Below are 16,004 nucleotides of genomic sequence, written 5' to 3' on the forward strand. Positions count from 1 at the left end.
CCACGAAGCCGATCGCCTCCTCACGGTTAGTCACCCGTTCAGACGCCGCCTGCGAGCCCGTAGCAGCAGCAGACACACCAGTCTTGGGCAGACGACACCTTGCAAACAAACGAGTTTCATGAACCCGACAATCCGGCCAAGCAGCGCTAGCCAGCGCCGGAATCCCGGACCGAGGTCGAGTTGTACACATCGTAACCGTAATAACCCGCGCGCAATTTGGAATCATTCAATAGCACACCTAGTAGATTCGCACCAACTGCGAAAATATCTCGCGCTGACGAACGCACGTCGGCGTAACGAGTACGGCCATCGCGCACTACCAACAACACACCGTCACACAGGGGGGCCAGCGCCAGACTATCTGCGACAGAACCCAGCGGTGGCGAATCGACGATTACCCAATCGTATTCAATTGAAAATTCCCGCAAGCACTCGGAGAATTTCTGCGAACTTAAGGCCGCCAGAGGATCAGGCGGACACTCTCCACCGGCCAAAATATCAAGACCGTCAATTGAGGTATGCTGAAGAACATCAGAACGATCGGCCAACCCCTGGACTAGATCAATGACACCGAAGGCAGCGGAAACGCCAAAGGCTCCGGGAAGCTTACCCCGCCTTAGATCGCAATCTATTAAAAGTACTTTGAAGCCTTCTTGCGCGAGACAAACACTCAGATTCGCGGAAGTGGTCGACTTTCCATCGTCCGCCGAGGCACTAGTAATAAGTAGACTGCGAGAATCGCCGGGAAACTCCGAGTATCGAAGGGCGAGCCGTAGCCTTCGATACGCTTCGACCACAGAAGACGACTCGCGACCCGCGACAGTCCATCTCTCTAAAACCGATCCGTTCGCGTTAGTGGGAATACTACTGAGAAGCGGAAGTCCAACTTCCGCGGACAATTCGGTATAGCCGGAAACTCTCCGGACTAACCGCGAATACCCAAGGGCAATTGCGACACCCAGAAACAGGCCTACGAACGCTGCGACAAGCACCGTCTCCTTTACTCTCGGACTAATCGCACCGTTACTCGCCGCCGCGGGAGACACCACGGTCACTTTAGCCAACGGAACTCCACCACCGGCGGGTGTCTCCAACGCCGAAACATACTCCGTTATCGAGCGAGACACTCCATCCACCAACTTCACTGCCGACACTGGGTCAGTCGCCTGAGCCGTAACTTCGAATAACGCAGTATCAACCGATGCGCGCGACGAAACACTCTCACGGGCGTCGTCTACGGAAATATCCAGCCCCGAAAGCTGAATGGCACGAGCGAGCACAGCATCTGAGTCAGCCAATTCCGAATACGAACTCACGCGCATCTGCGAAGCCAAGCTCCCCTGGTAAGCTGCTTGTGAATTATCACCGGAGCTAGACGTCACGTAGAGCGATGCGGTCGCGCCGTACTCTGGGGTCACCGACAAGGTGTAGATTACCGCAAAGCAGAGCGCGACTAGCACGCTCAACGCCAACATCCACCAATACTTCGCGAGCGAAATGCATGTGCTCCTCATCGAAGACATCAAACCTGGCGAATCACCATCTGTGTAAAAATTGGGGATCATTCGTCTCTCGCTGACTTGCTTTGCGGACGTGGACATCTACATAATCCGTTCGTAAATCTCGGCTGCACGACCTGCGGTAGCAGACCATGTAAATTCTCTCACAAGGTTTTCGTCCACATCATGAGCAATGCCGCCCATTATATCCGACAACTGATCGACGTCGCCGGGAGTAAAAGAGGGCTGTCCACCCTTCTCAAGTATCTCTGTCAGTCCGCCAACGGCGGAACCAATAACAGGGGTCTTAAAGAACAGACTTTCAAGCGCAACGATACCCAACAACTCGGGTCGAGTAAATCGTGAATCGCCAAATTGATAAACCGACGGCAGAACCGTGCAACCTGCCAAGGCATATAATGCCGCTAAATCCATTTCCGAAACCTCATCTAGGAAAATGACACGCTTTCCGGCAGCCTTCGACTCGAGGAGTTCTTGGTACTGAGCATCATATGGTCGCCCAGCGACCACCATAGTCTTACCCGCCGGCAGAGCATCGATAGCCACGTGAAATCCCTTATAGGGAAACCGGCGTCCAACACAGAGAAAATCAAAACCCGCCGGAAATCGATCGAATAGACTCGAGTCAGAGTCACCGTGCATCCTTAGGTGATCACCGCCCCCATAGAGAACCCTCGATTCTTTCACAACTCCACCGGAATCGATATCGCGTCGGCTCCACTCAGAGACAGGGGCCAGCGCGTCAATGGGGCGCAGTCTCCACGAGCCAAACGCCCGTCCAATGGCCAGCCGACCGCCGCCATGGTCGGTAAGTACAACCGGGGTGTCTATCCCTATGGAGGCTACGATCCCCACGTCAAAACTAAATGTATTCATCTGATGAAGATGAAGAATGTCTGCAGATCGCAGTATCGCACGCAGCGACCCAAATCGAATCCGCTCCAAGCCAGTAGAATCGAAATGCGAGATAAACAACCTCCGATAGTCGTCGATCGCTATACCAACGACGTCGGACCCCGCGTCTCGCTGGGCGAGAGCTAGTTCCTCCACGTACCGTTCAGCGCCGCCCTTACGCCCACTCGAGAAAAATCTGGGAGCTAAATGAACGATCTTCATACGCATTTCATCCTTCACACCTCTATTGATCAACAGCGGGAACGCGACCAGCGCTGCCAAGGTTTCCACCAAGCGCTTGAACCTTCGCTGCATTGAATTGCGGATCACCGCGCTCCTGAGATAGCGCGAATACTATGAACATAGTGACTACAACGCCGTAACTGGTCCACGTAGTCTCAAAGAAGCTATCCACCGTGAAAGCCACGACTCCGGCACATCCACCTAGCGCAACAAGAGATCGTGCGAGACGAACCCCGACATCCGCGTGCGCGGCCTCAAATGAGGACCATAGCAAACACGCAATCAAGCTCAGAAAAGCCATAAATCCAACAAACCCCAGCGTAAACCAAACCTGTAAGAAGTTGTTGTGCGCATGGCCCAGCTCCGCTATGCGTTCCGGTGCATACGAGGGAATAACGGCCTTGAACGTGTCCCTACCATAGCCGGATAGAGGTTTACTGAGAATCGCACGTATAGTTGCGGTCCAGATTTCGGTCCGGTAGAGATTCGAGTTAGTTCGACTTCTCGATAGGTCATCAAAATACGCAGTAGCACGTGGAATGTACGCTATCCCTACGACTACGAATCCAATGATGCCTGGGAGTAGAAACTTCCCGACCACTGCACGCGCCCTCTTCGAGCGTCTCACCAATATCGCAGATGCAACCACACTCGCAACTGCAAATGCTATCCACGCCGCACGCGTTTGCGTCGACAGAAGAATGAAGATTGAGCTCAATGCACCTGCAGATATGAGCCAACGACTTCTTCCAATCTGCCAAATCAGAGCGCTGGAGACTATTGCCGCGTAGGCTCCCAAAACTGTAGGAGAAAAGAAACTGCCAACTGGACGGAAGTCCCCCGCCTCTGTATAGAATCGAAACCTCGGAACACGATATCCTGTCGACTGCAGGTAAGTCAAACCTGCCATTAACTGAAACGACGTATAAGCCGCTACTATCAGGGCGCCGATTGCCAAGCCCCTCAGAGCGGATTCTCTAAAAGATGGCGTAGAGCAGATACGAGCCGCGATTAGGCTGGCCCCGAATATCGAGATCAATCGAACCGCCACTATTGATGGCTGGGAGACGCCACCAAAAAACATCTCCACTCCAACCAGCCTGGCTACTATCCAGGCGCAAAGTGTGCAGGTCAGTACCTCATAACTCGCTAACGCTGATCTAAACACGCGGAGACGAATCCCAACCCAAACAGTCAGCAGCGCATGAATTGTCGCCAATGGAATCGATCCAAGACCAGTCTCAAGTGGCAGATAGCCAATTGGGGCGGTTGCGGTGACCAAAGAAACGAGGCCCTTGTCACTAACAAAAGTGGCGGCACTCAACCATCCCTGTTTACGTTTTACCTCCAGCCGTCTTCGAATCCCCGCCGCTACGGGTTCCTGTGATTTGACAGTCATCTCGCACCCCGATTCAAACGCTGTTTCAGGACGCTAGATTTCAGTAAGCTATACAATAGGATGCCTGACATAATGCAGGGTGCGATGGCTGCAGCCCACGCGGCACCCTCCAACCCGCGCGATACTGCTAGCGAGATAGATATCGGAATGTATGCGGCAGCACAGACGAGTGTCACCGCAGACGCAAATTTCGCTCGTCCATCCTTTTGATGAATCCTTAAAAGTAGATCACCGAGTATTGTCGCGCCCGCGAAGATAGCGAATGCTGGCACTAATCTTGAAGCGCCAGCGTACGCGTCGCCGTAGGCCAGCCTAATAACGACCGGACCAGTAAGAGCAATTCCGATCACCGCCACTATCGTACAAAGTGCGATACTTACATATAAAGATCTGGACTCTTGCCGGGTACGAGTCAGAACCACAGGAGCCAACGCGGCGCATACGGACACCGCAGCCTGCGCGATGCCGTTGGCGATCGCGTAAATACCCACCGAGTACGCCCCGAGGACACTCGCAACGATGAAAATGTCCACACGACTTAGTCCAATCCTGACGATCTGCGGCATACCCAGAAGTAGCGTTTGCGTCGTCTTGTCCTTCGCGTCTTGGAAGCCGCGTCTCCAGGATCTCCCTCGGGTGAGCCAGAAGTTGCGTATCTGTCCCGAGTGGACGACATGGCTATCGATCAGCCGGACGCGCTTGGGAATCATTGTCCATATTCGGATGGCAGCTAAGCCGTATACCGATGCCAACACGCTCCCCGCCACGAGGGTCCCAAATACGAGAGTCACCGTAGTGTTAACGAACCCGGCGACCAACACCAGAAGTAGAAGCTGCGATATCGGCGGTATCGCTCTCACAACGCCGGCGTGGAACGCCTTTCGCTCGCCAACCAGAGTGAAGATTGTGAGCGGCCCTATAAATCCAGATAGCATCAATAGCGCCGAGTAGCCTGCCGCCAGAAGTCCGGGGACGCGGTGTGTGGCAATAAGCGCGAAGTACACAACAACCGACGAAGCCGACGCGGCAATAGCGCTGTATATCCATGGCCACGACCTATTCAACGAGGTCGCAACCTGCGATTGCGTACGCAGCGCGATTAGTTCAGCCGAACCCGCGGTGCTGGCGGCAGCGAGAACTGCGACGATCGATCCTACCGTGGTGTAATGCCCACGGTCATCGACCATCAACAGGCGGGCGGTAAGAACTCCCACAGCGAACGTCGATAACGTAACCAGCGCACTCGATGCCAGTGTGATTATCGTGTCGCGGTGCTGACCACTCTTCTGTCGCAACATCGGCTGCGGTTCCGCTATGCTTTCCGTCGGCTCAATGCTCTACGGCCACCCGGAGTTGCCATCGTGGCTAAGAAATTCTGATATCTTTTGGCGACAACTTTCTCAGTGTACGATTCAGCTGTCTTTCTCGCCTGCTCGCCCATGGCGCGGGCGCTACCGCTGTCGTCAATGATCTCCTGCATCGCGTCAGCTAACGCTACTGGATTACGAGGTTCGTACAGAAGCCCGTCTTTACCGTGTGTAACTGTCTCGGCTGGACCGCCCTCGTTGGCTGCTATTACTGGAATCCCCGCCGCCATGCCCTGCACCACGACCTGCCCAAAAGGTTCCGGTATAGTTGAGCAATGAACCAAGCCTGCGGCACCTTCGAGCTGGTTATATACGTCTTGCACATGTCCTACAAACTGAACCGAATTGTTCAAGTCGTATTGTTGGACCAATGACTTCAGTTTCTCCTCATAGTCCGTCTCGCCAAATAGAGCCGCGCCGACGATCCTCAGTCTCCCGTTCACGCCACGGGATCGTAGAATGCGTAGAGCTTCTATTGCGATATGTTGTCCCTTCCACTCAGCGATGCGTCCTACGCACACAAACAACGGCGAAGCCTGCGCTATGTAGAGCGATACTGCTGGCGGAAACGTTATCGGCGAGGGTATTACGACGCTACGGGCCTTGTCCGGTATCGACATCTTTGTGGATTTTGAATTCGATATCGTTCCCCAAGCGGCTGCGCCTACAATTGCTCGCATTAGCATCACTGCATAGGTTGACATGGTGTTGTAATCGACGTGATCGCGAACGTGCGCGATATAGGGTATCTTGATCCAAGTCAGACTAATTGCACACGCAACGTGTGCTTTCATTGAGTTGGAGACCACCACATCCGGGGCGGCTTCTAAGATTGTCCTTCTGAGACGGAATCCGTACTTCACCGAGGACCCCATTTGCCTTATTTCTCTGCGGCCGAACGAGATCTTGTCGCGACGTACGTTCAGCACGGAGCGATCCATCGGCCTCACCTGGACGTCGATCTCTTCTGTCCTTAGCGCCTGTACGAGAGGGCCATCCTCACCCAGGATAACAAGTATCCTGTCGGATTTTAGATTTCGCAGGGTTTTCAACAGAGCTATCTCGGCTCCTGACATCTGCGCGCAGTGATTAACGACGACAATTCTCATAATGAAATCGCCTCCCGCACCTCAGCCACGAATCGCTCCGTCCCGTACGCCGTCTTTGCCGAGTTCGCGATGGCGTCGGCGTCCCAAACTTCGGTCAGTGCGTTCTTTATACTGTGCGACAGATCTTCAGGTTGGGGCTCATCAAAGAAATTTCCATTGAATCCCTCAACTACTGTATCTTTCGCGCCTCCAGCCCTATACGCGACGACTGGCGTTCCACACGACATTGACTCTATCGGTGTTATACCGAAGTCGTCCTCACCTGGAAATACCAGTAGCTGGGCAGCGGAGTAATAACCCCAGATTTCAGTTCGCGGAACCCATCCTTTAAAGATGACGTTGGTGGGAGCTCGACTTTCCAGCCGTTCGCGGTCCGGACCGTCCCCGATTACGGTTAGCGTCTCTTGCGGTAGTAGGCGCATGGCTTCAAGAAGTAGCTCAAGGCGCTTATATGGTTCGACTATTCTTCCCACCCACACAAGGCCGCACCTATCGGAAGTAGCTATACGCATTGTTTCGCTGCTTGGATTGAGAGTAAGAGGCGGCGCGACTATTGGAATATCTTTAGCTCCGTAGTACCTTGCGATACGATCGCGCACCGCGCGACTGGTAGCGATATACAGATCAGCACTCGCGGCGGCGCGTATATCTTGTCTTCGAAGATATCCTGCCAGCGATTGGAGCCCGATAGCGCGAGCCCAATTGTAGTGTCGGGCGTAGGTTTCTCGTCCACTCCAAACCTGCCGAAGTGGACTATGGCAATAAACGATCTTTCGACCGGTGGCCCTGATGTGGTGTGAGAATCCGTATGAAGACGCAACGATATTGCCTTCGTGTGGTCTCCTTGTTTGGATCAAAAGTGGATATATCGGTGATAGTTCCCGGTAGTTTTTTTGGGTAACGAAGCTCGGGAGTAATCTTTGCGCTTCTCGATGCATCTGCTTCGCAATGCCTGAGTGGCCTGCCAGATATGCTACCGCGGACTTTGGGAGCGCGTCTTGGGCGAGCGAATGTGTTACGAGTTCTGCGCCCCCGTAAACGTACGCAAAGTCATGCACGACCGTATAATCGCCGAAGCCTGTGGGTATGGTCTGCTTCAACTGCTCCGACGTTTCTCTATGCATAGTAGTCCCACCCATCGTTCCGCCAGATCTCGCGATTCAAGCACATTCGGCCATCAATTATAGTCCGTCGTGAAACGACTTGGCTTATCTTCGACGGTGGGAGATTTACAAATTCTTCCCACTCGGTTAGTACCAGAGTAACGTCGGCCGATTCGCATGCCAGAACGGCACTATCCGCGTATGCCAACGTCGGGAATTGCTGCTTGCAGTTGTCCATTGCCTTCGGGTCGTACACCGTTACCGATGCACCCTGGAGTTGTATCTGCCCTGCGACATTGAGTGCTGGCGAATCGCGAACGTCATCTGAATTGGGTTTGAAAGCTGCTCCTAGAACGGCCACTCGAGCTCCGAGCAGCGACCCGCCAGCCTTCTCACGTGCCAGATCGACCATCCTAGTCCTACGTCGCATATTCACGTTGTCGACCTCGCGTAGAAACGATAGCGCCTCCGATGCGCCGAGTTCCCCCGCTCGCGCCATGAATGCTCGGATATCCTTCGGTAGGCAACCTCCCCCGAAGCCTAGGCCTGCATTTAGGTACCGTCTTCCGATTCGTGCGTCATATCCAATTGCGTCCGCTATAGCCTGAACGTCAGCGCCTGCTGCGTCACATACTTCGGCAATTGCATTAATGAAGGAGATCTTGGTTGCTAGAAACGCATTTGCGGAGGTTTTCACTAGTTCGGAGGTTGGAGGGTCAGTAATGATGAAAGGTGTCGAGTCGTCCAGGATTTTGTCATAGACTTCTCGACATACCTCCTCTGCCACGCCCCCACGAAACGCCCCGAGTACGAGTCGGTCGGGATGCAACGTGTCGTGGACGGCATGTCCTTCGCGGAGAAATTCGGGGTTCCATGCGATTTCAACCTTCACTGCAGGTGATAGTTGCTCAACCCGCTTCGAAAGACGCTGCGTTGTTCCGACCGGGACAGTCGACTTGCCCAATATGAGCGCGTCCCGTTCTAGGAGCGGTATAAGCTCCTCGACCACACTGTCAACATACGTTAGGTCGGCGCTATTATCTCCCCTCTTCTGTGGTGTTCCGACTGCGATGAAGAAGACGTCTGCGTATTCAGCGGCATCGGAGTAGGAGTCGGTTACAGTTAAGCTCCCCGAGTCAATGTGCTTCTTTAGGAGCTCTGGTAGCCCTGGCTCGTAGAATGGCACTTCTCCTCGGGCGAGTGCTTCACGCTTTTCGGTTGCAACTTCGACGCCGAGGACCTCATGCCCTATCTCCGCCATGCATGCCGCGTGGGTGGCTCCGAGGTATCCAAGCCCAATCACGACCAACCTCATCAGTAAGCTCCATCCTTCTTCACCACGGCCTTAGCCGTGCGCCACAGGATCACAACATCCTGCATAATCGACCAGTTCTCAACATACGAAAGGTCCAGCCGCACGGATTCTTCCCAACTCAGATCTGACCTACCCGAGACCTGCCACAGCCCGGTGACACCCGGCTTGACGAGCATGCGGCGGGCGACCCGGCCGTCATACTGCTCGACTTCTGCCGGCAGCGGAGGCCGTGGTCCGACGAGACTCATGCTTCCAGCGATGACGTTGAACAGCTGTGGTAACTCATCGAGGCTGTACCGCCGGATTAACTTCCCTACCCGCGTGACGCGCGGGTCCTCACGCATCTTAAACAGCACCCCGGCGCCTTCATCGCGATCGGCCAGCGTCGCGCGGAGTTGGTCCGCATCCTGCACCATCGACCGGAACTTCCACATCCGGAACGGGTGATTGTTTGCTCCTATTCGGGTCGCCCGGTAGAAGACCGGGCCCCGTGAGTCTAGCTTGATCGCGATCGCCACGCCGATCATGAGCGGCAAGGTGGCCAGGATTCCGAGCAGCGCTCCGACCCTGTCCACCGCCGCTTTGCGGAAGCGGTTGGCGCCCTCGTACCGCGGCTTGTCGATATGCAGGAGGGGCAAGCCTGCAACCGGACGAACCAGCATCCGAGGTCCCGCGACATCGGTGACACCGGGGGATACCAGCATCGCCACGTTCATGCCTTCGAGATCCCAGGAAAGGTCCTGCATCGCTTGGTGTCCGAGAGCTTCGCTGCTGGTGACAGCTACAGTGGTCGCCCCGGTGTGGACCACGGCGTCGCGTACGTCGTCGAAGTCACCAAACACCGGAATCATGCGATCCCCTACGCGTAGCTCGCCGGGGGCGCCGCGGTGGGTAGGCGGCAGACACACTCCGGCAACGTCATACCCGAGAGCCGGATTGGCGATGAACCGCTTCACCAGTGGTGCGGATGCCTCGAGCCCACCGACAACGAGGAGTGTGTCAAGATTGCGTGCGCGTTCGCGCTGCCGTATCAGACGCCGACGCCACATCCAGCGTTCCAGTAATAGTCCCAGTGTCCCGAGCGGCAAAGCAATCAGCAGGAATCCGCGGGCGATGTTGAGTCGGAACAGTAGGTCCAGCATGGCGAGGACACCGAAGACCGACAGACATGCCGTGACCATGCGGCTGTATTCCTCTGGACCGGAGCCGATCACCCGGCGGTCGAGTGTTTGAAAGGCGCGTAGAGCAGCCAGCCAAGCAAGGTACAACAGCACCGACACGATCAGCGCCGGCACGCCAAACTTGCCGTTCGGTTGCAGCGGATCGTCAGAGCCAAAGCGGACAACCTGTGCGATGGCCACCGCGCACGCGACGATGAGGCCGTCGCTCCACGCCAGTGCATTGAGATAAGAGCGAGCCCACGGTGTTGCTTGTCGATCGTGCGCCGGATCGGCCGCGGCAGCGAGCCGCTCACCAACGCCGCAATCGTCTGGATCTGCGGTCACAACTTCCCCCGAAGAGTTGAACCGATGAGAGCTGAAGCGTACACCGCGACTCCTCCCTCTGCTGTCCAGGACATGTGGCGCGCACCCAACAGCCCGCCATGCGGCGATGCACTGTCGGACACAATCTGATGCGAATGAACAATTGCCCAAGGAGGGCGTCGGACGTGTACGAAGACTGATTCTATCGGCGCTTCGACCGGCGCACAATTCGGCAAGCGAGCTATTCTCGCAACTTTGGATGATTTCATCCGTCCGTACGACAACACCAGCACTTGACACGTTAGACACTGTTAGACAACAGCTTTCGAGTTGATCGAAATCAGACGCTGCGCTCGAACTCAGAGTTCTCCGACGTGGGCAACCCGCGGTAGATGTGCCAGAAACATGACCGACCCACTCTGCCGAGCAAGAATTCGTCCGAACGTACGACACCGAATTCTTCGATGTTCCACCGAATTCGCTATCGCGAATCTTATACGCGATTTACATGTGTTGCAGCCCACTATTTTACGGCGTCGTTACCGGCCCCTCGCGAAAGTTGCCGCTGCTCGACGACCCTGACGGTGTACACCGGGCGTCGTTCCGGCATCGCGGAGATGTCTGGGTGGCGCTCACGATGTCGATCGGCAAAGCTAGTCGTTGTGTCAGCACACTTATCGCCGCGGCGCACCGAGATCGTAGATGCAGCGATCAGAATTCTCGAACGTGACGGTGTGGACGCGCTGAGCATGAGGGCCCTGGCCAGCGACCTGGGCGTCGGCCCGATGACCCTCTACTACTACGTCCCCAACAAGGCTGCGCTGTTGTCCCTGGTGGTCGCGGAGACCGGCAACCGCATCAACTGACCTGTTCACGTCGGCTCCCCGCGAGAGCGGATGATCGCGCAGACCTTGGAGACCTATCGCTGTCTCGGCGAGATCCCCTGGATGAGTGCCGTTCTCCGCGCGGGAACCAGTGTCGGCCCACCCCCACTGGTACTGGCCGAGTCGTTTCTAAGCGCGGCACTCGAGGCGGGGATCGCACCGGACTGTGCCTTTGGGTTGTGGCGCTCCACCTGGTTTCTCGTGTGTGGCGAGCTCCAGTGGGGCCAGAACGTCCGCGCCGCGCCCGCTGAGCCGTTGGTTCTCCCGCCATCCGAGCCGTGGACGACCGACGAGTTCTCCACGATCCGTCAGTTTGCATCCCGGTGGCCGGAATTTCACGCGCAGTTCACCATTGGGCCACACGTGGCAGCGTTGATCGACGGCACTATCCTGGCGGCGGGACCGAGTTCGCAAGTAAGCTGAGAAGAGCTGGCTCTATCCCCGAGCGAGCAACTGCATCAGGTAGTCCCCGTATCCGGATTTACTCAGCTTCTCGGCTCGCGCTACCAACTCGTCGTCACCGATGAATCCTTGACGCCAGGCAATCTCTTCAGGCACCGCAATCTTGAGTCCGCTGGCGCTGCTCAACAGTTCGGACAAAGTTGCCGGCGTCGAGCAGCGAATCGAAGGTTCCGGTGTCCAGCCAAGCCGTGCCTCGCGGCAGCTCCCGCACCGCCAGTCTGCCCTGCGTCATGTCTTCGATGTTCACGTCGGTGATCTCGAACTCTCCACGCGCGCTGGGTCGAAGATTCTTGGCGATCTCGACGACGTCGTTGTCGTAGAAGTACAGGCCGGGGACCGCATAGTGGGACTTCGGTGCTGTGGGCTTCTCCTCAAACGAGACAGCCGTACCTGCTTCGTCAAACTCGACAACCCCGCAAGCGTGCGGGTTGGCAACCCAGTAGGCGAACACTGCCCCGCCGTCGAGTGCGTCAAATCCAGCTAACTGCGTCCCCAGGCCGGTCTGTAGAAGATGTTGTCGCCCAAAACAAGTGATACGGAGTCGTCCCCGATTTGATTCGCGCCGAGCACAAACGCCTGGGCGAGACTGTCCAGCGACTGCTGCTGCACGTAAGAGATGTGGTGGGAGATCTGGTACTCATCACCTGAGGCTGATGGCGCCACAGAGTTGGCCGATATCAGGCTGGACCCGTGGCTTCCCTCGAACCCGCCATCAATGACTCGCCGACGGCGCCTCTCGACGAATCAGGCCCTCCACCGCCCGGTGCGGAACGCGATCCTGCCAACGAGCGGCATTCGCGTCGTACAGTCGTTGACCTTCTTTGGTGGCAAGGTCGGCGTCGAGAAGAAATTCGCGGCAACGTGCGACGAATTCGGCATCGTCGTCATACGGTGTCATGCCGAACACCGGCCCCAATGAGCCGATGGCTGCGGAGGTGCCAACCACCGGCAGCCCGATGCTGGCCGAATCAAGCAGCTTCACTCGCACACCACCCCCGGTCCGGACAGGCGCAATCAACGCACGGCAGGTACTGAGCAATGCCGAGATGTCGTCGACGAAGCCCAGATCGCGGACACCGTCCGGCAGCGGCGGCGGGGTGGCGCCGTACTTGGCGGCGCCGATGACGCAGAGTTCAGCCCCCGCAATGCCTTTCGAGATCTCGGGCCACAGGCGTAGCGCCTCCAGGAAGGCCTCCTGGTTCGGGGGCCACCCCCGGGTGCCCATGAACACCAGTCGCGGCGGCGCCATTTGCAGGTAGGCGGGTTGTCCCGGCGGCAGTGTCAGGTCGATCCAGCGCGCGCCCGGGACTCCGTGCGCGCGGTAGTACTGTGCCTCCTCCAGGTCGTAGCCGCCCAACGCGTCGGCTTCACGCGCAACGCGTAGTTCGTCAGCCACGATGCGGGGAGCCTCGATGCGCCCCAGTGTTCCGCGGGTCAGCTTCCACACCGACGACTCCGGGTTGACAGTGTTGATCACAAAGGGTGCCTGGCCGCGGTGGCGTGAGCGGAGAAACGCTTCGGCCATATAGGAATGCTCGGCAAAGAAGATGTCGCTTGACGTCGCGTTCACCGCATCGACAAGATCGTCGACGTCGTAGCGGACGTGGCAGAGGCTGCGTCGCCTGACGAGGCTCGACCACGCCAGAGAACGCGCGCTCACCGCGGGTTTGGCGACCCGTGTCAGCGTACCGTCCGCGTTCGGTCCCACCCCGTGACCGGATAGGCACACCGCGCGAACGTCGAAGTTCTCCCGGGCGATGTCCATGACGACCCGGGACAGGGCGATGTCACCGCCGTGTTCGTGTTCGGGGTCCTTGGACAGCAGGAAGGTCACCGAGGTCATCTCACTCCTTCAGTCCCGCAGCATGATTCACGGCCATATCCGGCTCGCTCGGTACCGCCGGGAGGGGGCGGCGCACCGCCGCCAGGTAGATCACCAACAGCACGGCGTCGGTCACCACCGATGCGACGCACGCACCGATCGATCCCCAGCCGGCCAGAGCGAACACCAACAGCAGCTTGATCGGTGCGAGGACGGCGGCCGCAGCACTGCGCACGAGGTCACGTCGCTGCACATAGAGCACCGTCATCAGGACGAAGTTGACCACCCGCATCGCGACGAACACCCCGATGATGACCAACGACCAGGCGAGTTGCTCCGAGACCGGGAAGGCCAACAGGATCAGTCCCGCCGCCATCACCGAGCCGGAGGTCAGTGCGGCGACGCCGGCGATGTGTGATCGCGGTGGCCCGGCCTCCAGTGCGCCACCCGCCGCGCGTAGCGGCTCGTGGTAGGTGTTGCCCAGGGCCATTCCCAATTGCGCCGCAGCCCATCCCACCGTGCTGGCGATCGCGTAGTAGCCGGCGATGTCGCTGTCGGTGAGTGCACCCAAGAGCAGGATGTCGCCCTGCATGTACGCGGCGTTCGCGAGGTGCTCGGAGAAGAGGAGGGCGATCAGGCGGGGATTGCCGGGAATTCCCAACCGGTGCCCGACAACCAGACGCGTACTCCACAGCGCCACAATCACATACGGCGCCGCATACAGCGCGCTGGCGATCTCGAGGCCGGGCTGCGGCGCCAGAAGTAGGTATCCGGCACCGAGTGCGATGCTCGATCCTTGACGGATCGTGTCCAGCCGCATCACCCGGTCCGGATGCCCGTCACGGAGGGCACCGCTCTTGACCGCATTGAACGCGATCTCACCGCCGCCGACCGCCAACGCGAACCACGCCAGGTAAGAGAACGGGACACACGCCGCACCCGCGAGCATCAACGTGATGCCCAGCAGGCTGCGGGTGGCGCGTTCGCTGAGAAAGCGATCGTAGGATTCGCGGATCGCGCGGACGTTGAACGGATTATCCAGCGGCGCAGCGATGATCGCACCGAGCGCGAAGCCCATCGCGTACTGGCCGTACGACCCGACGCCCAGGTGCGCCACCACGATGATCGTCCACAGCAGTCCTGCGGCTCGTCCACCGTACGCCCACAACGCGGCAACCCCGGCCTTGATGACGTTGCGCCGACCGTCGGGTCCGGCAACCGACGACTCGTCCGGGACCGTTCCGGTTCCGGTCTGCTCGGTGTCCGGCGGAGTGCTTCTCATGCGCACGCCACGCCCGCCGCCCAGGCCGAGAGGTAGGTGTGTGCCACGGTCTCGGGTTCACGGATCTTGCGCATATCCGTCAGGGCCGCTGCCAGCACGGCGAGTTGGTCGGGATCGTCGATGGATTCGACGACGCAGCGCGCCAGGGCCGCCGCAGTGTCGTCAACACCAGTATCGGGATCGATTGCGGCAACACCGCCTTCGGCGGTCAACTCCCGAAGGGCACCGTGCCCGGTGGTGACGATGGGCGTCAGATAGGTAATCGCGTCGGCCACCACTCCCGAGGACGGGTACGCGGTGCCGTACGGGCTACGATCTCCATAGGGCACCACCAGCGCGCGGATCGAGGAGAAGAAGTCGGCGAGCTCGCCGTCGTCGAGGCCACCCAGGATCTCGATACCCGCGCGCCTCGGCAGATTCTCGGTACCGCGGCCGGCGATGCGGATGGCGATGTCCTCGGGAAGGTGCTCACGCAGCTTCTCCACATGCTCGAAACCCTTGCCGCGGTATACCAGACCGAACAGACCGACCGCCCGCGGACGCTCGGTCGCGGGCGGCATCGTCGGCAACCCGCGGGCCGGTAGGGGCGCCACATACACCTCGGCTCCCGGATAGCGGGAACGCAGGGACTCCGCACCGATGTCACTGGTGGCGAACAGCATTCGCTGGCCGAACACCCGTTTCTCCACCGCCCGCGACACGGCTCGCACGGGAAAGTGCAGGCCGTGGTTGAGTACGCGCCGACGCTGGAGGAATCTCGTTCGCGCCGGCCACCACACCAGTCCCGGCGGGTCATGCACCGTCGCCGACACCAGCACCGACCCATGATCCTCCACACCCACTGTGGGCCAGAAGGATTCCACCGATCCACCAGACACTTCGACGTGCACCACGGTGGGCCGCGGCGAGCTCTCGATCAGCTCGAGTAGCTCGCGTCGCCGCCGACGCAGATCGCTCACCCGATCCGAGCCCGGGCCGCCGTGCCGGATCTCGATGAACTCGGCAACGTGCGGACGGATGGTCCGGCCGAATCGGTCAGCGAACGAACCCACACCACCGAACTCCGCATCCGGTGCGATGTGGATCACCCGCAGATCTGCCGGGTCTGCCATCGACATCG

Annotated in this window: 12 protein-coding genes and 1 pseudogene; 2 read left to right on the plus strand and 11 right to left on the minus strand. The window is 58.4% G+C overall.

Annotated elements, in window-relative coordinates; genetic code table 11:
* Nucleotides 1–146: 146 nt before the first annotated feature.
* The 7 genes from ACWDPV_RS01550 to ACWDPV_RS01580 form a co-directional block, all read right to left on the minus strand.
* The gene (locus ACWDPV_RS01550) at nt 147–1,601 is read right to left on the minus strand and encodes a polysaccharide biosynthesis tyrosine autokinase (protein WP_449741483.1); all 1,455 of its coding nucleotides are present in this window, start codon (nt 1,599–1,601) and stop codon (nt 147–149) included.
* Nucleotides 1,602–2,744, minus strand: coding sequence for a glycosyltransferase family 4 protein (locus tag ACWDPV_RS01555; protein ID WP_449741484.1), 1,143 nt, complete (start codon nt 2,742–2,744; stop codon nt 1,602–1,604).
* Nucleotides 2,659–4,056, minus strand: a complete 1,398-nt coding sequence (locus ACWDPV_RS01560; protein WP_449741485.1) for an O-antigen ligase family protein — start codon at nt 4,054–4,056, stop codon at nt 2,659–2,661. Before ACWDPV_RS01560 ends, ACWDPV_RS01555 begins: the two co-directional genes overlap by 86 nt.
* Before the next feature lie 1,312 nt (nt 4,057–5,368).
* A complete protein-coding gene (locus ACWDPV_RS01565) occupies nt 5,369–6,499 on the minus strand; it encodes a glycosyltransferase family 4 protein (protein WP_449741486.1) in 1,131 nt (376 codons plus the stop codon).
* Nucleotides 6,500–6,528: 29 nt separating this feature from the next.
* Entirely contained in the window at nt 6,529–7,131 is a 603-nt protein-coding gene (locus ACWDPV_RS01570) for a glycosyltransferase (RefSeq protein ID WP_449741487.1), read from the minus strand.
* Nucleotides 7,132–7,648: 517 nt separating this feature from the next.
* Nucleotides 7,649–8,950 carry a UDP-glucose dehydrogenase family protein gene (locus tag ACWDPV_RS01575; protein ID WP_449741488.1) on the minus strand — a complete coding sequence of 434 codons (1,302 nt, stop codon included), beginning with the start codon at nt 8,948–8,950 and terminating at the stop codon, nt 7,649–7,651.
* Nucleotides 8,950–10,455, minus strand: a complete 1,506-nt coding sequence (locus ACWDPV_RS01580; protein ID WP_449741489.1) for a sugar transferase — start codon at nt 10,453–10,455, stop codon at nt 8,950–8,952. Before ACWDPV_RS01580 ends, ACWDPV_RS01575 begins: the two co-directional genes overlap by 1 nt.
* A gap of 596 nt (nt 10,456–11,051) precedes the next feature.
* On the opposite strand from ACWDPV_RS01580, the gene ACWDPV_RS01585 reads away from it, so the two are divergent.
* Together ACWDPV_RS01585 and ACWDPV_RS01590 are read left to right on the plus strand one after the other, a co-directional pair.
* Nucleotides 11,052–11,300, plus strand: coding sequence for a TetR/AcrR family transcriptional regulator (locus tag ACWDPV_RS01585; protein WP_449741876.1), 249 nt, complete (start codon nt 11,052–11,054; stop codon nt 11,298–11,300).
* 30 nt (nt 11,301–11,330) lie between these two features.
* Complete coding sequence (locus ACWDPV_RS01590) at nt 11,331–11,741, plus strand: hypothetical protein (protein ID WP_449741490.1); 411 nt, start codon at nt 11,331–11,333, stop codon at nt 11,739–11,741.
* Between the two features lie 12 nt (nt 11,742–11,753).
* Here the strand turns inward: ACWDPV_RS01590 and ACWDPV_RS01595 are convergent.
* From ACWDPV_RS01595 to ACWDPV_RS01610, 4 genes and pseudogenes are all read right to left on the minus strand, one after another.
* Nucleotides 11,754–12,404 (minus strand): annotated as a pseudogene (locus tag ACWDPV_RS01595) (sugar nucleotidyltransferase); the annotation flags it as partial.
* Nucleotides 12,405–12,492: 88 nt separating this feature from the next.
* Nucleotides 12,493–13,623 carry a glycosyltransferase gene (locus ACWDPV_RS01600; protein WP_449741491.1) on the minus strand — a complete coding sequence of 377 codons (1,131 nt, stop codon included), beginning with the start codon at nt 13,621–13,623 and terminating at the stop codon, nt 12,493–12,495.
* A gap of 1 nt (nt 13,624) precedes the next feature.
* Nucleotides 13,625–14,884 (minus strand): lipopolysaccharide biosynthesis protein, encoded by a 1,260-nt coding sequence (locus ACWDPV_RS01605; RefSeq protein WP_449741492.1) that lies wholly within the window; start codon nt 14,882–14,884, stop codon nt 13,625–13,627.
* Entirely contained in the window at nt 14,881–15,996 is a 1,116-nt protein-coding gene (locus ACWDPV_RS01610) for a glycosyltransferase (RefSeq protein ID WP_449741493.1), read from the minus strand. Before ACWDPV_RS01610 ends, ACWDPV_RS01605 begins: the two co-directional genes overlap by 4 nt.
* Nucleotides 15,997–16,004 lie beyond the last annotated feature (8 nt).

Source organism: Gordonia sp. NPDC003504 (genome assembly GCF_053587995.1).

Coding starts and splice junctions, on each gene's coding strand:
- ACWDPV_RS01550 (WP_449741483.1), bottom strand. CDS start 1,601: ATGTCCACGTCCGCAAAGCAAGTCAGCGAGAGACGAATGATCCCCAAT.
- ACWDPV_RS01605 (WP_449741492.1), bottom strand. CDS start 14,884: ATGAGAAGCACTCCGCCGGACACCGAGCAGACCGGAACCGGAACGGTC.
- ACWDPV_RS01600 (WP_449741491.1), bottom strand. CDS start 13,623: ATGACCTCGGTGACCTTCCTGCTGTCCAAGGACCCCGAACACGAACAC.
- ACWDPV_RS01565 (WP_449741486.1), bottom strand. CDS start 6,499: ATGTCAGGAGCCGAGATAGCTCTGTTGAAAACCCTGCGAAATCTAAAA.
- ACWDPV_RS01610 (WP_449741493.1), bottom strand. CDS start 15,996: ATGGCAGACCCGGCAGATCTGCGGGTGATCCACATCGCACCGGATGCG.
- ACWDPV_RS01575 (WP_449741488.1), bottom strand. CDS start 8,950: ATGAGGTTGGTCGTGATTGGGCTTGGATACCTCGGAGCCACCCACGCG.
- ACWDPV_RS01560 (WP_449741485.1), bottom strand. CDS start 4,056: ATGACTGTCAAATCACAGGAACCCGTAGCGGCGGGGATTCGAAGACGG.
- ACWDPV_RS01585 (WP_449741876.1), top strand. CDS start 11,052: ATGTCTGGGTGGCGCTCACGATGTCGATCGGCAAAGCTAGTCGTTGTG.
- ACWDPV_RS01590 (WP_449741490.1), top strand. CDS start 11,331: ATGATCGCGCAGACCTTGGAGACCTATCGCTGTCTCGGCGAGATCCCC.